We start from the raw sequence: 16,078 nt of genomic DNA on the forward strand, positions 1-16,078 counted from the left end.
CTCATAAAATCAAAGAAAATGGGCAATCAATTAGAGAACAAAATAGTGATCGTAACAGGCGCATCAAAAGGGATCGGTGCCGGGATCGCCAAACAGATGGGAGCCGCAGGTGCTAAAGTTGTGGTAAATTATGCTTCAAGCAAGTCTGATGCGGATGCCGTTGTTAACGAGATCATGCAGGCAGGCGGCACCGCAATAGCCCTGCAAGGAGATATGTCAAAACAGGCCGATGTAAAAGCGCTTTTTCAACAAACCCTGCAATCTTTCGGCAGATTGGATGCATTGGTCAATAATGCCGGCATTTACGAGTTTGCACTATTAGAGCACTTTAGTGAAGATTCTTATCGGCGGATCTTTGATATCAATGTTTTAGGTATCTTGTTAACTTCACAGGAAGCAGTGAAAGCATTTGGCGATCATGGTGGAAGTATCATCAACATCAGTTCTTATGCGGGTAACAGGCCCGATCCTTATTCACTGGTTTACGGAGCCTCGAAAGGTGCTGTGAATTCGATCACTACATCGCTTTCACAGGAATTGGGTTCTAAACAAATCCGGGTAAATGCTATTCAACCAGGCGGTGTACTGACGGAAGGCGTACAGAAATTCGGGGCTACGGCGGAATCTGAACCTGTAAAACAGATGATAAGCAAAAGCGCGCTTGGGCGTATGGCCACTCCTGCAGACATAGGAAAGATGGCTGTATTTCTCGCTTCGGACCAATCAGCAATCGTAACTGGTCAATTCATCGAGGTTTCCGGCGGCTACAAATAAAATGGAGATCAAAAAGTTAGAACTTACAAGCAGGAAAGATTACTTTCCTGTTTGTTTTTAATTTTAAGCATGAAAAAAGCAGAGCAGCCAATCAAGATAATTAATTCAGTTTCAGAATTACACCGGCTATTGTGTTTGCCGCCACCAAAGAATACGCTCATTACGCTGATCGATCATACGGGTGAGAATCCTGGGCATGAAAATAAAACCCATCGTTTGGTTTTGAACTTTTATCATATCTGTATCAAGCGAAGCTTTCAGGGGCAAATGAGATACGGCAGAAACTATTATGATTTTGATAAGGGAACGATGGTCTTTTCAGCGCCAAATCAGGTCATTGCTGTCGATCAGGGCGATGAAGCTGATGATGACGGCTGGTCATTGTTATTCCATCCCGATCTGATCAGGAACTATCCTTTAGGTAAATCCATTAAAAACTATGGATTCTTTGCTTACGAAGCCGACGAGGCATTACATCTTTCAGACGAAGAGGAAAAACTGATCGAGAGTTTAGTCAGGAACATAGAAAAGGAATACCAGTCAAGGATCGATAATTTTAGTGCGGATGTTATTGTATCAAACCTGGAGCTACTGTTAAATTACTGTAACAGGTTCTACAACAGGCAATTTGTGACCAGGAAGATGTCGAACAATGATCTCCTTTCAAAATTCGAAAATAACCTGTCAAAACACTTTGACAATCATGGACGCACCGGTTTACCAACAGTGAACAGCCTGGCAGAAGAACTGAATGTTTCCGCAAGCTATTTAAGCGATATGTTGCGAACGCTTACCGGCCGGAATACGCAGCAGCACATTCACGACAAACTCATAGCAAAAGCACAGGATGTTTTAGCAACCACCGACTTGTCAGTAAGTGAAATTGCCTTTCAATTGGGATTTGAGCATCGCCAGTCATTCAACAAGTTGTTCAAGAATAAGACCAAGCTTTCGCCGCTTGCCTTCCGGCGATCCTTTAATTAAATAAATCATGAAATTGTGGGTAAATAAATTATTGTACATTTGCATTGACTGACTGAACAGTCACTAAATTAGTAAACATGCAAACAAAGGAAATAGCAGAAAAATATTTCAATGCAATGGTGGCCGGAAAGTTCGATGAAATGAACACATTAAAAACGCCTGATTGTGTTTATTGGTTGAGTGGTGAGCGATCCTGGCCGTTTGGAGGTTATCAATCGCCAGAAAATCAGGCAAAATTATGGGGCACCGTAGCAGAACGATTCCCGCAGGGAATGAAAATGACGCTTCAATCTATCACGGCAGACGAAGAGCGGGCAGCACTTTATGTTCATATTCGGGGAACGCGAAAGGATGGTCGTATTTACGAAAATAAGGTGATGCTGCTTTTAACCTTTAAGAATGGCTTAATTAGCGGGCTTTATGAATATTTGGATACCATTATGGTAAATGAATTATTCTGTGGCCCGATGGACGATGTGAAAAATTAATCTTAAGCGATGGATAAAAGAGAAAAACTACTTCAAACCGCATTGGAATTGTTTGTATCACAAGGATTTAATGATACACCAACAAGTAAAATTGCAAAAGAGGCAGGTATAGCAACGGGGACTTTGTTTTATTTTTTTCCGACTAAAGATGAGTTGATCATTTCACTTTACTTAAAAATAAAAGGACAGGCAGCAGAAAGTATAAATCTTGCACTGGCAGAAGTAAAATCAACAAAGGAAGTCATCAAAACTTATTATGTTGAATCGCTTAAATGGTCGCTCCGTAATCCCAACGAATTTTCATTTCTGGCACAGTTCTCCAATTCCCCCTATCTGAAGAAAATCGGGGCTGATGAAATTTCGGCTCAGATAGCGCCCGTATTACAACTTTTTCGTGTGGCTATAGGGGAGCAACAGATCGCCGATATGGATGTCAACTTATTGTACGCTTTGATCAGTCATCAGGTATTTGGTGTAAATCAATACCTTTCTTCCAATAAATTCACCAAAAAAGAACAGCACAACATCATTGAGGATACATTCTTGATGTTTTGGAAAATGATTGAATGCTGATGAGCAACGTAATATCAATAAGGAATTGAAAATAATCATAACAGGAGCCACAGGAATGATTGGGGAAGGCGTTTTGCTGGCTGCTCTTGATCATCCCAATGTTACCAAGGTATTGATGGTGAACAGAAGAGCGTCGCCGTTAAGGCATCCCAAACTTGCTGAACTGATCGTAAAAGATTTTACAGATTTAGCCGCCTACAGCGCTCAATTAACTGGCTACGACGGCTGCTTTTATTGCGCAGGAATAAGTTCCGTTGGTATGGGTGAGCAGCAATACAGCCACATCACTTTTTATACCACCATCATATTTGCAAAAGAACTTGCCCATTTGAATCCGGATATGGTTTTCTTCTACTTATCGGGAGTTTATGCCGATAGCTCGGAAAATGGAAAAATAATGTGGGCAAGGATAAAAGGCAAAACAGAGAACGCATTAAATGAGCTACCTTTTAAAGCTGTTTACAGCTTCCGGCCAGGTTTCATTATTCCGTTGAAAGCGCAGAAAAATGTGCGGTTGATTTATAAAGGACTTAACCTAATTTATCCTTTTCTTTTTCCAAATCAAACTTTAACTTATGATGAGATCGGAACTACATTAATGCGAATACTGACACTTGGATACAACAAAAATATTTTAGAAATAAAAGATTTAAAATCAATTGCCAAACAGGCAGAGCTGGACAAATAAAATCGAAACGATAAAAGTATGTTACATGCTGTAATCCATATTCCGCAGGTCGGTCATCAGGTGATCAAAATTAATAAAAATAGCGGCCACATTTAAGTTGCCGCTATTTTCACTTAAAAAATCTTACTTATTTTTTAGCAGCGTATACGCCTTGCAAAAATTCCTCCGCGGAAACTGGTTTTCTGCCTAAAAGCGTTTCCAGGTCTGTTTTGTCGGTTTCAAATTCACCCTGCCTGATCGCTTCTGAGAACCCTGCGAACATCCCGACAAATTGTTCAGGCATTCCTGCCTTAGTCATCGTTTCAACAAATACTTCTGCTGTAGGACTGACATAGCTGATTTCTTTGCCGACAATGCCACTCAAACTTCTTACAATTTCCGGGATGGATATATTTTCCGTATTACTGATGCCGTAGTCTTTGTTTTCGTGCCCGGTAGTAATCAAAACATTGGCGGTAGCTTCCGCCATATCGTCCCGCGTTGCAAATGCAGCCCTGGTTTCACCTGTTGGTAAAAACACGCCTTTTTCTAACACCTGCTGACCTAAAAAAATGGGTACCATATCAAGGTACAGGTTGTTCCTGAAAATGGTATAGGGTATGCCGCTTGCTATGATGATATTTTCCGTTTCGATATGTGAACCGGTCACAAAATGAATAGGCGAAGACGCCGTTTCGTTTTTGCGCTCGGTACTGGTGTATAAAATATGCTTTACGCCCGCTTCTTTTGCTGCCGATACCACATTCCGGTGTTGCCCGGTACGATCCACTACATCAGAACTTGATACCAATAAGAGTTTATCGATCCCTTTAAAAGCTGCAGTCAAAGAATCGTAATTATGGTAATCCCCGGTTTTGATCGTAATACCTTTTGCTTTTAAATCTTCGGCTTTTGCTTCGTCTCTTACCAATGCAACGATGTTGGTTGAAGGAATGCCTTTGTTTAATAGGAAATCAATGGTTGATTTTCCAAAATGTCCTGTTGCGCCTGTTATTAAAATCATTTTTTGCTTTTTTTATAAATTGATAAAGCAAAATTCCATGAAATAACTCCCCAAAAAATGCACCTGGGTTAACTAATCAGAACTGGGTAAAAATTCTTTTCCGGATACGGCTAAGTGATTGCGGTTTTACCCCGACAAAAGAAGCGATATGATACTGGGAGATCCTTTGCTGCAAATCTGCATGGTTTTTTAAAAACCGCTCGTAACGCAATTCAGGTGTTTCTGCATATAATGCACTGATGTCCTGCAGCATTTTCACGAAGACCGATTCAATGGCAACCCTGCCGAAACGTTCCCCTCCTTCTATATTGGCATAAAACAGTTGCAGATCCGCGTGCGAAATAACAAAAACTATACTGTCTTCTAAAGCCTGAATGTTTTTCGACGAGGGAAGCTGAGGAAGAAAACTTTCATAATTGCATACGAATTCATTTTCCTGGGAAAAGTCATAGATCTTTTCCTCCCCATCCTGGTTGATATAGAACCGCATTAATCCCTTTGCCACAAATCCTACCTGTTTACAAACTCGCCCTTCTTCTAAAAAGAAGTCTCCCTTTTTATAAATCTTTTCCTTAAACAAAGATGTCACGATATCGATTTCTGCCGGGCTTAGCGTTATCACCCTTTGTATGCTGTTCAATAAGCTGTTTATCATTTTGGGTATTGCTTTATTACCGCCAACATCTTTATTTATATCGTCACTCACAACAAAAATAAATAAATAAACTTGTATGCCCTCTGGGCAATGCGATGTCTGCCTTGGGCAGTAAGAAATACCGCCAAGAGTACAGTACTCTTTTACAGAAACAGGCCTGGCTCTCTTCCAATCTTAATATGCCGAAAGAATGGGAATTAAGATTTGAGCAGAACTTAACAGAGGTTGTGTCAGTGGCGGTATAATGTAGGAATCAGCTATCGTTAAATCAAAAGTTAGTCATTTTAATTGATCCGTGTGGATAAACAATCATAGAGCTCTCACATCATCCTTTACTTTTCTCATCTTTGTTTGTTTAATGAAAGGGCATGCAAGAAACTAAAAGGTCATCAGATAAGATCGGACGCGCTGACCGGCTGGATCTTACAGTGAATGAAAACTGTAAGCTTGATATACCACAGGATATTTTAGAAAAACTACTTAAGCCACACAAGCTGACTTATTATTGTTTTGTTTTTTTAGACCAGGGAACAGAAACTTATAAAATAGACTTACAGGATATTACCATTTCTGATGGGCAAATGATTTTTGGCTTACCCAACCAGATATTCTGTAATCCTCCTAATGGCCCCCATAACCTGAACTACAAAGCTGCATTTGATGATAATTTATTGGCGCTGCTTCCAAATTCATTTCCATTTTTGTTAAATCCTCTGAATTCGAATACCATTACATTTACACCGGATGCTAAGGAACGGGTTAAGTCAGTTTTTGCCCACTTATATCAATTGCTTCATCATACAGAAGCCCCAAGAGATACTGAAATTATTTTGGCGTATATGAATACGCTTTTAACTGAATTTAACAGCGCTTACTTCGAACAAGGTGTGCAGGGGAACCTGCCAAATTCAAAATTGTCCAAATACATTGCTTTTAAACTTGCCGTAGAAACGCACCTTACCGAGCAGAACGATGTGCAAACTATAGCCGATAAATTAGCGATGACTACGAGTAGTCTTTATAGTGTTGTGAAAGAATTTTCCGGAGTTTCACCAAAAGAGTGGATGACGAACCGGCTGATACTGGAAGCGCAGCGGAAACTGCAATACTCTACGCTTTCGGTAAAAGAGCTTGCTTATGAATTGGGTTTTAACGACCCTGATTATTTTTCGCGGTTGTTTAAGAAGACCACGGGTAAAAGCGTTAGCGAATTTTTAGCAAATCATAACGATTTGTCCAGTAACTAAAATGATTTGTCCACCCTGCATGATTTTCTGCAGATTACTTTTGCTTCATTAGTTAAAACCATTAATCAAATGAAAATAGCATTAGTAACTGGAGCAAACAAAGGCATAGGATTGGAGACCGCACGGCAACTCGCCCAAAACGGCCACTTCGTTTATATAGGCAGCCGTAACCTTGAAAACGGTTTATCAGCAGTAGCAAAGCTTAAAGCCGAGGGTAGCATTAACATTGAAGCTGTACAATTAGATATCACCAACAAGGAGTCGATTGCGGCGGCCCGCGCAACTATAGTTCAAAAAACCGGGGTGTTGGATGTATTGGTGAATAATGCAGGTATTTCTGGTGGATTTCCGCAATCCGCACTCCAAGCAACCATTGATCAGTTCAGATTGGTTTATGAAACCAATGTGTTTGGCGTGGTTGGCGTCACGCAAGCTTTTATTGATCTGCTAAAAAAATCACCGCAGCCACGCATTGTAAACGTGAGTTCTGCCATGGGCTCGCTTTCCCTCGCGGCAGGCCATCCCGGCAGCCCTAAAATGGCTTTATATCAATCAAGCAAAGCTGCGCTCAATATGTACACGATCAATCTTGCTTATGAGCTCCGTGATATGCCGTTTAAAGTCAACATGGTTTGTCCGGGTTATACTAAAACCGATTTTACAGGGCATCAGGGAACAAGCACAGTACAAGAAGCCGGGCAGCGTATTGCCAAGTACGCTTTGATTGATCAGGATGGCCCAACAGGAAAGTTTATCAGTGAAGAATATTTTCTTGAACCGGCGAGTTGCCCGTGGTAAAAAAGCTTTTCTTATAAATGAACTGCTTATGGCAGTGCAAAAAAGAGGCTGTATCATAATGGTGTGACCCCAAAAAGTTGGACAGTTTACAAAATTAAGTTTTTTGTACGAGAGCTCGGTATTCCACCGGGCTCTTTCCATTTAACCTGTTTTTTATTCTTTCATTGTTATAGTAATGAATGTATTCTTTTAACGAAGTTATAAATTCTTCCGCAGTTTCAAAGCTCTGTTTGTACAGTAATTCTGTCTTTAAGATCCCAAAGAAGCTTTCGGCCAAGGCATTATCCAAGCAGTTTCCCTTTCTGGACATGCTTTGAATAATTCCATGTTTTTCCAAAGCCTTTCTATATCCATAATGTTGATATTGCCACCCTTGGTCAGAGTGAAAAATAAGTCCCCTTATATCTTTCACTTTATCAAAAGCCTCATATAACATTTCATCTATCATCTGCATATTTGGAGATTTTGAAATACTATAAGAAATGACTTCCCCGTTGAACATGTCAATTATAGGAGATAAATAGATCTTCTCCCCTTTAATGTTCATCTGAGTGACATCCGTAGCCCATTTCTGATTAGGCAGATTTGCCTCAAAATCCCTTTCAAGTACATTAGGGGCAATTTTACCAACCTCACCTTTGTATGAGCGATAACTTACTTTCCTGATATTGCATTTTAGGCCTAATGTTCCCATCAATTTTTGGACAGTCTTGTGATTTATGCTATAACCCCGGTTCTTCATTTCGGCGGTGACCCGCCGATAACCATATCTGCCTTTATGCAAGTGGTATATACTTGCGATCTCTTCTTTTTCATGCTTGTATTTATCATCATTTAGGCGCTTGCGATGATAATAAAATACAGAACGAGCCATCTGTTTGCAATCCAATAGAATTGAAACATCATGTTCGGGCCTTAGTTCTTCGATGGCTTTTGCCCACTCATGCGTTCGCGGGCTTCTTTTTCCTTGACTAAGGCCGTGACTTTTTTTAATAGTGCGTTCTCCGCCCGCAAACGGCTATTTTCCGCCTGGAGCTTCTCTACTTCTGTTTCAGGTTCAAGCTTCTTTGATCTTCCCATGCATTTAGGTGGTCGTCCAGGATTCTTTTGCTGGTATAGTACTGCATATCCCTCAACCCGTACTGATCTTACCCAGCGCTCTAAAGCAGTCTTGCTTAATCTATATTCCAGAACAACCTGATTTAAAGGTACTTTTTTTTCTATGACAAGCCTTACAACTTCTTCTTTGAAATCAGGCGTGGGCTTGACGTTAGGTTGTTTGAGCAGCCCACTTTCGCCATAAAGATCATATTTCCGAACCCATTCCAATATCATGCCTTCACGGATATGGCGTTCGCGGGATATCCGTAGAATCGGCTTTCCCTTTCTTACTTGAGAAACTACATCAAGTTTCTCTTCAAATGTGTGCTTTGACATAAATAATAAACCCCAAAAGTTTTTGTCTAACTTTTGGGGTTCACTTCATAATGACACAGCCTCTTTAATCTTAAAAGACGTTGACGGAAAGCCTAATTATAATGACTTTTACAAGATGTCAGAAAACGTCATGCAGTAAAATTCTGTTAGTTTCCAGACCTTAAAATCTTCGTTTCTATATTAATGATTTTGTTTCGGTCAAATCCCGCAGTATCAGCAGCAAATTCCGCGCTTTTTAAATAGCGTTCAGTCATTTCATCGGCATCGCCATCGTCCGGAAAGGATACCAGGGCGATGACCTGGTTTGCAATCCCCGGTGTATTACCGATCCAAACGCCTTTGACCTCAAAGCCGAACTTCGGAAGGTTTATTCTGTGCTTAGCCCAATTTGCTGTGAAATATTGTGCGGCTGTTTCTTTATCAGCGAGGGTGTAAATTCTTAGTTGGTCCATGATGTTAATTTTTTACTTTGATGGTGTTTTTATTTGAGGTTTAGCGGTCAGTAACAGTATGCCGACTACTGAACAAATAATAGTCGCTACAATATGCGGTATCGCCTGTGGCACACTGGTATAACTTTTTTCGAGCACAGTAATCATATCGGAAACAGGGATGATGGTTGCGACTACTAACATTACGCCCAGGGCCCGGCGTTCTTTCATCAAAACTAAAGCGCACAACAAGATCCCGGAAAATATATCCCTGATACCTTTGATGTGATGAAAAGAATAGTCGCCATTTGAATTAAAGCGGATGCCGAATGCGGCTGTTGCCACTTCAGGAGAGGAAAAAAAGCGGGCTCCCAGGAACACCATTCCCAGTCCCAGTAAAAATGCGATTGCATAAGAAATTTTTGTTGTCATGATAATTTGTTTTTAAATGTTGATACAAAATTATCCCTGCAGCAGCGGGCGTTCATGCACCTGGGTTAACAAATTAATTTTGCGTGGTAATTCTTTTACGGCCCCGGCTAATCATATAGAACCAGGTGAGCGCACGGGTGAATACAGGCTCGTAACCACTAATTTGGTTTTTGATGTGCATGGCGACAGCAAAATTTCTTATGTAGATTATGCCGCTGCTCTGGTTGACGAAATCAAAAACAAGCGATTTTTAAACCAACAGTTTAGCATCGGCCATTCACCCGACAATGAATAATGATTTGATCGGATGGCCGAATTACAAAACTCATTAGAAAGCAATTAATTTAATCGTCTAAATAGCTTTTTTAAATTGTTAAGACGCTAAGATCATATCTGTGGTACTTCGTTTAAATCTTATATCGCAAAAAAAATAATTCGTTAACGTTGTTGTATCAACGATTTCCGAGTGAGTTATTGGAATTGGAGAAAGGTCTTTGCGCCAAAATTATAGTCTGTTAAGTCATGAACGCAACAATCAACAGCGGAGTATAGCCACGAATATGTCAAAAAAGTGATGACACTTTCTGTTGCGTTCACCTGAAGGCGATCGTAATGCTAACTTTGTGCTCCCACACGATAAAATCGCCATAATGAATAAAGAGATCTCACCAGGTTACGTTTTTAAGTATGCAGCGCTTGCGGAATCCTTATATAACTCACTAAGCGATGACCCTTTTTATATTGCGTTGTTAAAACCGTTAGCGGGAGAAGCAGCTAAAAAAACTGCATTGTTAAAATACCTCGACTACTCCATGCAGGAGGCAACTCAATACGGCAGGTTATTTATCCCAGACGGTGACCCTAACGGAGTTTCCATCTGGGCTCGGCCTATGGATGAATCCGCTGAAACAGCAAAAAAACTGGCTAAGAAATCTTTTATCAGGCAAAACATCGGAAAACATTCACTCCATATTTACGACCTAATCAATGCTTTTATGGCGGATAAGGTACAGCAATCAATCCCTGATGATGCCTGGTACCTCTCTATTCTCGGTGTGAATCCTGCCCGCCAGGGACAAGGGCTGGGATCGGCGCTGGTACGTGGTGTTTTACAGGATACAGATCGTCTAATGAAACCGACCTACCTGGAGACCTTCAATCCCAAAAGCCTCCCGTTTTATCAGCGTTTAGGCTATCAAATAACAGCCAAAGTTGATGAACCCAATACCAATGCATCATATTGGGTGCTGATGCGTAAACCGGTCAGTTCGTTGCTACCCTGAAGTTTTCAAACGCCGCATCAAATATTTCAAATAAAAACACCTCCGTCTGCTCTGCAATGGTATTAATTACCTGCTCTACTGTTCCAACCGAGTCTGAAAAATAGCTCCATAGAATAAGTTTGGTATTGATTTGACTATTTAATGGTTTCTTGGCTTACGATGCTTATAAAAACATTGTGGACCTGCACAACTTCGCTTTTCTGTTAAGTAACTTTGATTTTAGCAGAAACGAAACAAATCGTCGTCAATGGAAAGACTTAAAGCCGTTATCAATGAAATCTCACCCATGTCCCCCGAAGATCTCGACCTTTTAAAACCGGGAATTAAGGTATCGGTAAAAAAGAAGGGCAATCTATTGGAACAAGGTGATATTTGCAAAAGTATTTGTTTTGTTACCAAAGGGTTCTTCCGCATGTTTTATGTTGATCTGGAAGGCAATGAAATCAATAACCGGTTCACAGGAGCGGATAACTTCATAGTCGATTTCCAGAGTTTTCTTACCCAGATGCCTTCGCGTTATTACTGGCAGGCCATGCAAGACTCAGAAGTGCTGACATTTTCTTTCAAAGAAGTTCAACGGCTTTACGCAAGATCTCCCGCCTGGGCAAAGTTTGGCCGTCTTGTGGCTGAGCGGGTGTATTTGCAATTGAACGAACGTGTAGAAATGTTCCAATTTATGTCGCCACAGCAACGTTACGAGCATCTTTTATCGACCCGCCCGGAACTGTTTAATCAAATATCGCAGTTTCACATGTCATCTTACCTGGGTGTAAAGCCGGAATCATTAAGCAGGCTGCGCAAGCGGCTGCATTATAAATAATTTTCTTAACCCAAGTCAACGTTATAGCGGGTAACGATGGGCCATATTTGATAAAAAAATATGACCATGATTAAATTCACTATCCTGCTACGCAGGCGTCCCGGAACCAGTCACGAAGACTTTGTTTCTTATCATAAAAATAATCACGCGGCTTTGTTTGCTTCGCTACCAGAGGTAAAGCAATATGTCCTCCGTTACATACAATGTCATTCGTTACAGGTAACGCTTCCGGGACTGCCGCCTCCGGAATATGATGGGATCACAGAGATATGGTTTGATAATGCAGCGTCCATCGAAAAAGTTTTTGGTGCTAAAGATTACATGGAATTGATCAGGCCGGATGAAGAGAAATTTCTTGACTTGCATGGCTGCAGCTTTTTAATATCGACTGAGCATGTCGTTATATAAGTCAAATTTTTGACCATATCGCTTAAATAGTGCGGGGAAGGTAGTTAGTCTGCCGGGTATTGTACAGTCGGAATCCCCTTATTTAAGGCTCCGTTATCATTGAAACACCTCCAGTGCTTCCTCCTGCTTTTGTAACAGATCATTATTAACCGCTTTTCGGGTAATGGACACATTTAGCGCTAAAGCTTGTTAATTTTTGTAAAAATGTATCGTTATTCCGCTATTATGTATAGGTGTCGCAGGAGGTGATCGCAATAACTTTGCCTTATAAACAATAAGCAATGTCAAAAATAATTTTTATTACGGGTGCATCCCGGGGATTGGGAAAAATATGGGCAGAAGCCTTTTTGGATCGGGGTGACAAAGTGGTTGCTACTTCAAGAGATTTGAGCGGATTACAGGAATTGGTACATAAATATGGAAGTGCACTGTTGCCGTTGGAATTGGAAATCACTAACCGAACTGCGTGTTTTGAAGCTATAGCTAAAGCAAATGATCATTTCGGCCGTGTTGATGTCGTTATTAATAATGCAGGTAAAGGCGTGTTCGGCACCGTGGAAGAATTGGGAGAACAAGAAGCCAGGGATATTATTGATTCCAATCTTTTTGGAACGTTATGGATTACACAGGCAGCATTGCCGGTAATGAGGGCTCAGGGAACTGGCCATGTCTTACAGGTATCAAGCGCTATGGGTATTTATACATTTCCTACAGTTGGCATTTATAGCGCCAGTAAATTTGCTGTCGAAGGATTTAGCGAGGCCCTCGCATTGGAAGTAAAAGGCCTCGGAATAAATATCACACTTGTTGAGCCAAATGGATTCGCGACCGAGTTTAATGCGTCGTCGGTACAAAGTAAATCTATTGCCGCCTACGACAAAATGAAAGCCGCGTTGTACGCCGATCCCAATTTAGTTGCTCCGGATGCCTATGGAGATCCCAAAGCCACCGCCGGGGCCATATTAAAGTTAGTGGATACGCCAAATCCTCCGTTAAGACTGTTCCTTGGAAAAAAGGCACTTCCCTTAGCAAAGGAAATATATGCAGAGCGCCTGGCAAGCTGGGAAGAATGGAATGAGGTATCGGTTAAGGCGCATGGCAATTAACTAGTCGATTATTCGTAAATTCACTTATTAATCACCCCTGAAGCGCAGGGGTGATTGTAATTCGATAGCAATGCACTTCAAAAGTCTGAGCGATCTTCATCGTTGTAATAATTACCCGGAGCCTGAGCATCCTTTGCTCACACTATTTACTTGTAATCCGCTAAGAAGCGTGACCAGCTACGAAGTAACCACCGATTTCTATATTATCGCTTTAAAAAAATTAAGTTCGGGAGAGATCAGGTATGGGAAAACCCGTTACGATCACCAGAGCGGCTCGATGTATTTCTTAAAGCCGCAGCAGGTGATTCATATGAAAGATATTTCCCTTGAGGGTAAGGGATTTGAAATCTGGTTTCATGAAGATTACCTGAGCGGTCATCCGCTCCATATGGAGATAAAGAAGTATAGCTATTTTAATTACGAACTTAATGAAGCGTTGCACATTTCGCCAAAAGAGCAAAAAATTATATGGGATTTGTACGAAAAAATTGCAATTGAATATCATAATAACCAGGATGAATTTTCCCGTGATATCATACTTGGGCATATTGAATCCATCCTGAAATATTCTCTTCGTTTTTATAAGCGGCAATTCATAAATCGTTTCATGCTATCTGGCACAACAGTCACCAAATTCAATAAGGCATTGGCTAACTACTTTGAACAGGGACTACTCCAGAAAAAAGGGCTACCGACGGCAGCCATGTTTGCTGACGAACTGCATTTGTCTCCGCGCTACCTGAGCGACCTGTTAAAACAGGAAACAGGGAAGACTGCAATGGACCTGATACAGAATTTCCTGGTTACAGAAGCTAAGAATTTGCTTAACCAGGGCGATCTCACGATTAATGAAATAGCCAATTTGCTGGGCTACGAAAACCCACCTTACTTTTCCCGATTATTTAAAAAAGAAACGGGCATAAGTCCAAGCCTGTTTAGAGGACAGCACTTAAACTAATTATATTTTAGTGCTGAATAGTTGACCTAAAAGTGGACATTCCGCTGATATTGACCACCTGATTCCGGCAGGCAAATAAAACCAGGACGAGCCCAATTGCTCAAAATAACAATTTGCTCAACTAACCAGCAATTTGCCAGTCTGACTTTACCCTTTGGCATAATGTGCTTCACCGGAATAAAACAGTTTACAGTCAAGTATCAATTCCAAATTACGAAAAAATTGGTATAACTGTATTTAGGCTAACATATTCTGAAGTTTGGCTAAATTAACTTTATTATTTAGCCGGACATTTGACTTACAAAGTATTGTAAATAACAAATAATGCTCAACTACTTATAAATATTAAAATGACAAGTTCAAAATACACTTATCTCGTATTTGGCGCGACAGGTAGAACCGGCAGACATTTTGTTTCAATCGCGCTTAATGAGGGTCATAAAGTAACAGCCCTGGTCCGTAACCCTGAAAAAGTCGACACAAAAAACTCTGATTTGAAACTGATCAAGGGCTCTGTGCTTGATTACCAGGATTTTGATAAACTTCTTAGCGGCGTGGACTTTGTGATTTGTATGTTAGGCGACGCTGAATTACAAAAGACAGAAAACGTTAACGCCATATTTGTTGAAAAACTAATTCCGGCAATGCGCCGCAACGGTATAAGGCGTTTGCTTTATCAGGCAGGGGGCTTTACCCGGCCTTATAAAAAAAGTTTACCTTTAATGTTTTGGTTGTTAAAACAGACGTTAGTACGATTTGCGGGACTTATTGGACAACACCGCGATAATGAAGCGGTGGTCAAATATCTGGTAGAGGAGGCAGCTGATATCGAGTGGATGGTACACCGGGCAGGTATAGCTGGCGACGGTAATTCCAAAGGAACATTAAGACGATCCAAAACTAAATTCAGTATAGCGACTTTTGCGGATTGTGCCAGATATAATTATGAACTTTTAAAAGATGATTCCGCTATACATAGCTGTGATTTGAGCTATTATGTAAAATAATATTAACAATGGCAAATATCCATCCGGAACGTATCAGTACCATCAGTCAGTATCATCAGGCACTCGGGCTATCAAAGCCTGAGCACCCCTTGATCAGCGTCATTAATTTAGCGGACATCAAACGTGTTCCGGGCTATGGAACGATCAGCCTGATATTTGATTTTTATTTGATCGCATTGAATTTTACAATCGATGCCAGCTTCAGGTACGGACAACAAGAATATGATTTTGACCAGGGCATCATTTCTTTTATGTCGCCCAACCAGGTCTTTACTATAGCATACAATAATGAAGATTCCCAGCCATCCGGATGGCTGATTGTGATCCACCCCGATTTCATCTGGAATACACCCCTGGCCAAAAACATCAAGAATTATAAATTTTTTGATTACGCAGTAAATGAAGCTTTATACATCTCTGAAAAAGAAGAACACATTATCACCGGTGTGATCAGCAATATCGAACATGAATACCATTCCAGCATAGACAAATTCAGCCAGGACATCATTATCGCCCAACTTGAAGTATTGCTGAATTATTCAGAGCGCTTCTATCAGCGCCAGTTCATCACCAGGAAAATCAGCAACCATAAAACTCTTGACAAACTGGAAAAGGTTCTTGATAATTACTTCAACGGTGATTCGATCAATGAAAAAGGGCTGCCGACTGTAGCATATATCGCGGGCCAGCTAAACTTATCACCAGGTTACCTGGGCGAAATGCTCAAGTCGCAGACCGGCCTCAACACACAGCAACATATTCATAATAAGGTAATAGCTATTGCAAAGGAAAAACTATCGACAACAAACTTAACCGTGAGCGAAATTGCCTATGCACTGGGATTTGAGCATTTACAATCATTCAGTAAGCTGTTCAAATCCAAAACTAAAGTATCACCAATGGAATTCAGGCAATCTTTTAATTAATCGGATAGGTATTAGGAACAATGATACACTTTATTGAATTCTTACAATCCACCAATAAAC

The 16,078-nt window shown here is 40.7% G+C and carries 21 protein-coding genes; 15 read left to right on the forward strand and 6 right to left on the reverse strand.

Translation table 11 applies throughout. The annotated features are described in order from the left end of the window. Window positions 1-18: 18 nt before the first annotated feature. The 5 genes from MUCPA_RS03165 to MUCPA_RS03185 all read left to right on the forward strand — a co-directional run bounded on the left by MUCPA_RS03165 (window position 19) and on the right by MUCPA_RS03185 (window position 3,507). A complete protein-coding gene (locus tag MUCPA_RS03165) occupies window positions 19-774 on the forward strand; it encodes an SDR family NAD(P)-dependent oxidoreductase (protein ID WP_040627012.1) in 756 nt (251 codons plus the stop codon). Window positions 775-843: 69 nt separating this feature from the next. Continuing rightward, window positions 844-1,758 (forward strand): helix-turn-helix domain-containing protein, encoded by a 915-nt coding sequence (locus MUCPA_RS03170; protein WP_008504397.1) that lies wholly within the window; start codon window positions 844-846, stop codon window positions 1,756-1,758. 77 nt (window positions 1,759-1,835) lie between these two features. Further along, on the forward strand, window positions 1,836-2,246 hold the full coding sequence (locus MUCPA_RS03175; protein WP_008504398.1) for a nuclear transport factor 2 family protein: 411 nt from the start codon (window positions 1,836-1,838) through the stop codon (window positions 2,244-2,246). 9 nt (window positions 2,247-2,255) lie between these two features. After that, window positions 2,256-2,819 (forward strand): TetR/AcrR family transcriptional regulator, encoded by a 564-nt coding sequence (locus tag MUCPA_RS35630; RefSeq protein ID WP_008504399.1) that lies wholly within the window; start codon window positions 2,256-2,258, stop codon window positions 2,817-2,819. A gap of 25 nt (window positions 2,820-2,844) precedes the next feature. After that, a complete protein-coding gene (locus MUCPA_RS03185) occupies window positions 2,845-3,507 on the forward strand; it encodes an NAD-dependent epimerase/dehydratase family protein (protein ID WP_008504400.1) in 663 nt (220 codons plus the stop codon). A 127-nt stretch (window positions 3,508-3,634) separates the two neighbouring features. On the opposite strand, the gene MUCPA_RS03190 is transcribed toward MUCPA_RS03185, so the two are convergent. Together MUCPA_RS03190 and MUCPA_RS03195 are read right to left on the reverse strand one after the other, a co-directional pair. After that, window positions 3,635-4,510, reverse strand: a complete 876-nt coding sequence (locus tag MUCPA_RS03190; protein WP_008504401.1) for an SDR family oxidoreductase — start codon at window positions 4,508-4,510, stop codon at window positions 3,635-3,637. Between the two features lie 76 nt (window positions 4,511-4,586). Then, window positions 4,587-5,165 carry a Crp/Fnr family transcriptional regulator gene (locus tag MUCPA_RS03195; RefSeq protein WP_008504404.1) on the reverse strand — a complete coding sequence of 193 codons (579 nt, stop codon included), beginning with the start codon at window positions 5,163-5,165 and terminating at the stop codon, window positions 4,587-4,589. A gap of 368 nt (window positions 5,166-5,533) precedes the next feature. Here MUCPA_RS03195 and MUCPA_RS03200 point away from each other — a divergent pair, with 368 nt between their 5' ends. Together MUCPA_RS03200 and MUCPA_RS03205 are read left to right on the forward strand one after the other, a co-directional pair. Then, on the forward strand, window positions 5,534-6,412 hold the full coding sequence (locus MUCPA_RS03200; protein WP_008504406.1) for a helix-turn-helix domain-containing protein: 879 nt from the start codon (window positions 5,534-5,536) through the stop codon (window positions 6,410-6,412). A 69-nt stretch (window positions 6,413-6,481) separates the two neighbouring features. Next, window positions 6,482-7,210, forward strand: a complete 729-nt coding sequence (locus tag MUCPA_RS03205) for an SDR family oxidoreductase (RefSeq protein ID WP_040627014.1) — start codon at window positions 6,482-6,484, stop codon at window positions 7,208-7,210. Window positions 7,211-7,304: 94 nt separating this feature from the next. Here the strand turns inward: MUCPA_RS03205 and MUCPA_RS03210 are convergent, their stop codons facing one another. The 4 genes from MUCPA_RS03210 to MUCPA_RS03225 form a co-directional block, all read right to left on the reverse strand. Then, the gene (locus tag MUCPA_RS03210) at window positions 7,305-8,204 is read right to left on the reverse strand and encodes an IS3 family transposase (protein WP_157544057.1); all 900 of its coding nucleotides are present in this window, start codon (window positions 8,202-8,204) and stop codon (window positions 7,305-7,307) included. After that, window positions 8,126-8,647, reverse strand: coding sequence for a helix-turn-helix domain-containing protein (locus tag MUCPA_RS03215; protein WP_008503751.1), 522 nt, complete (start codon window positions 8,645-8,647; stop codon window positions 8,126-8,128). The genes MUCPA_RS03210 and MUCPA_RS03215 overlap by 79 nt, the downstream gene beginning before the upstream one ends. 146 nt (window positions 8,648-8,793) lie before the next feature. After that, window positions 8,794-9,099, reverse strand: a complete 306-nt coding sequence (locus tag MUCPA_RS03220; protein ID WP_008504411.1) for an NIPSNAP family protein — start codon at window positions 9,097-9,099, stop codon at window positions 8,794-8,796. A gap of 12 nt (window positions 9,100-9,111) precedes the next feature. Then, on the reverse strand, window positions 9,112-9,510 hold the full coding sequence (locus MUCPA_RS03225) for a DUF4267 domain-containing protein (RefSeq protein WP_008504412.1): 399 nt from the start codon (window positions 9,508-9,510) through the stop codon (window positions 9,112-9,114). 16 nt (window positions 9,511-9,526) lie between these two features. Between MUCPA_RS03225 and MUCPA_RS03230 the strand changes: the two genes are divergently transcribed. The 8 genes from MUCPA_RS03230 to MUCPA_RS03265 all read left to right on the forward strand — a co-directional run bounded on the left by MUCPA_RS03230 (window position 9,527) and on the right by MUCPA_RS03265 (window position 16,018). After that, complete coding sequence (locus MUCPA_RS03230; protein ID WP_040625684.1) at window positions 9,527-9,805, forward strand: NAD(P)-dependent oxidoreductase; 279 nt, start codon at window positions 9,527-9,529, stop codon at window positions 9,803-9,805. Window positions 9,806-10,160: 355 nt separating this feature from the next. After that, window positions 10,161-10,793 (forward strand): GNAT family N-acetyltransferase, encoded by a 633-nt coding sequence (locus MUCPA_RS35635; RefSeq protein WP_008504413.1) that lies wholly within the window; start codon window positions 10,161-10,163, stop codon window positions 10,791-10,793. A 247-nt stretch (window positions 10,794-11,040) separates the two neighbouring features. Beyond that, a complete protein-coding gene (locus MUCPA_RS03240) occupies window positions 11,041-11,613 on the forward strand; it encodes a Crp/Fnr family transcriptional regulator (protein WP_008504414.1) in 573 nt (190 codons plus the stop codon). Window positions 11,614-11,673: 60 nt separating this feature from the next. After that, a complete protein-coding gene (locus MUCPA_RS03245; RefSeq protein ID WP_233276838.1) occupies window positions 11,674-12,021 on the forward strand; it encodes an EthD domain-containing protein in 348 nt (115 codons plus the stop codon). Between the two features lie 281 nt (window positions 12,022-12,302). Further along, window positions 12,303-13,127 carry an SDR family NAD(P)-dependent oxidoreductase gene (locus tag MUCPA_RS03250; RefSeq protein ID WP_008504417.1) on the forward strand — a complete coding sequence of 275 codons (825 nt, stop codon included), beginning with the start codon at window positions 12,303-12,305 and terminating at the stop codon, window positions 13,125-13,127. A gap of 70 nt (window positions 13,128-13,197) precedes the next feature. Beyond that, window positions 13,198-14,085 carry a helix-turn-helix domain-containing protein gene (locus tag MUCPA_RS03255; RefSeq protein ID WP_008504418.1) on the forward strand — a complete coding sequence of 296 codons (888 nt, stop codon included), beginning with the start codon at window positions 13,198-13,200 and terminating at the stop codon, window positions 14,083-14,085. Between the two features lie 350 nt (window positions 14,086-14,435). Continuing rightward, window positions 14,436-15,092, forward strand: a complete 657-nt coding sequence (locus MUCPA_RS03260) for an NAD(P)-dependent oxidoreductase (RefSeq protein WP_008504419.1) — start codon at window positions 14,436-14,438, stop codon at window positions 15,090-15,092. An 8-nt stretch (window positions 15,093-15,100) separates the two neighbouring features. Further along, window positions 15,101-16,018, forward strand: coding sequence for a helix-turn-helix domain-containing protein (locus MUCPA_RS03265; protein WP_008504420.1), 918 nt, complete (start codon window positions 15,101-15,103; stop codon window positions 16,016-16,018). Window positions 16,019-16,078: the final 60 nt, after the last annotated feature.

This window comes from Mucilaginibacter paludis DSM 18603, assembly GCF_000166195.2.
In the GTDB taxonomy this organism is placed as follows: Bacteria; Bacteroidota; Bacteroidia; order Sphingobacteriales; family Sphingobacteriaceae; genus Mucilaginibacter; species Mucilaginibacter paludis.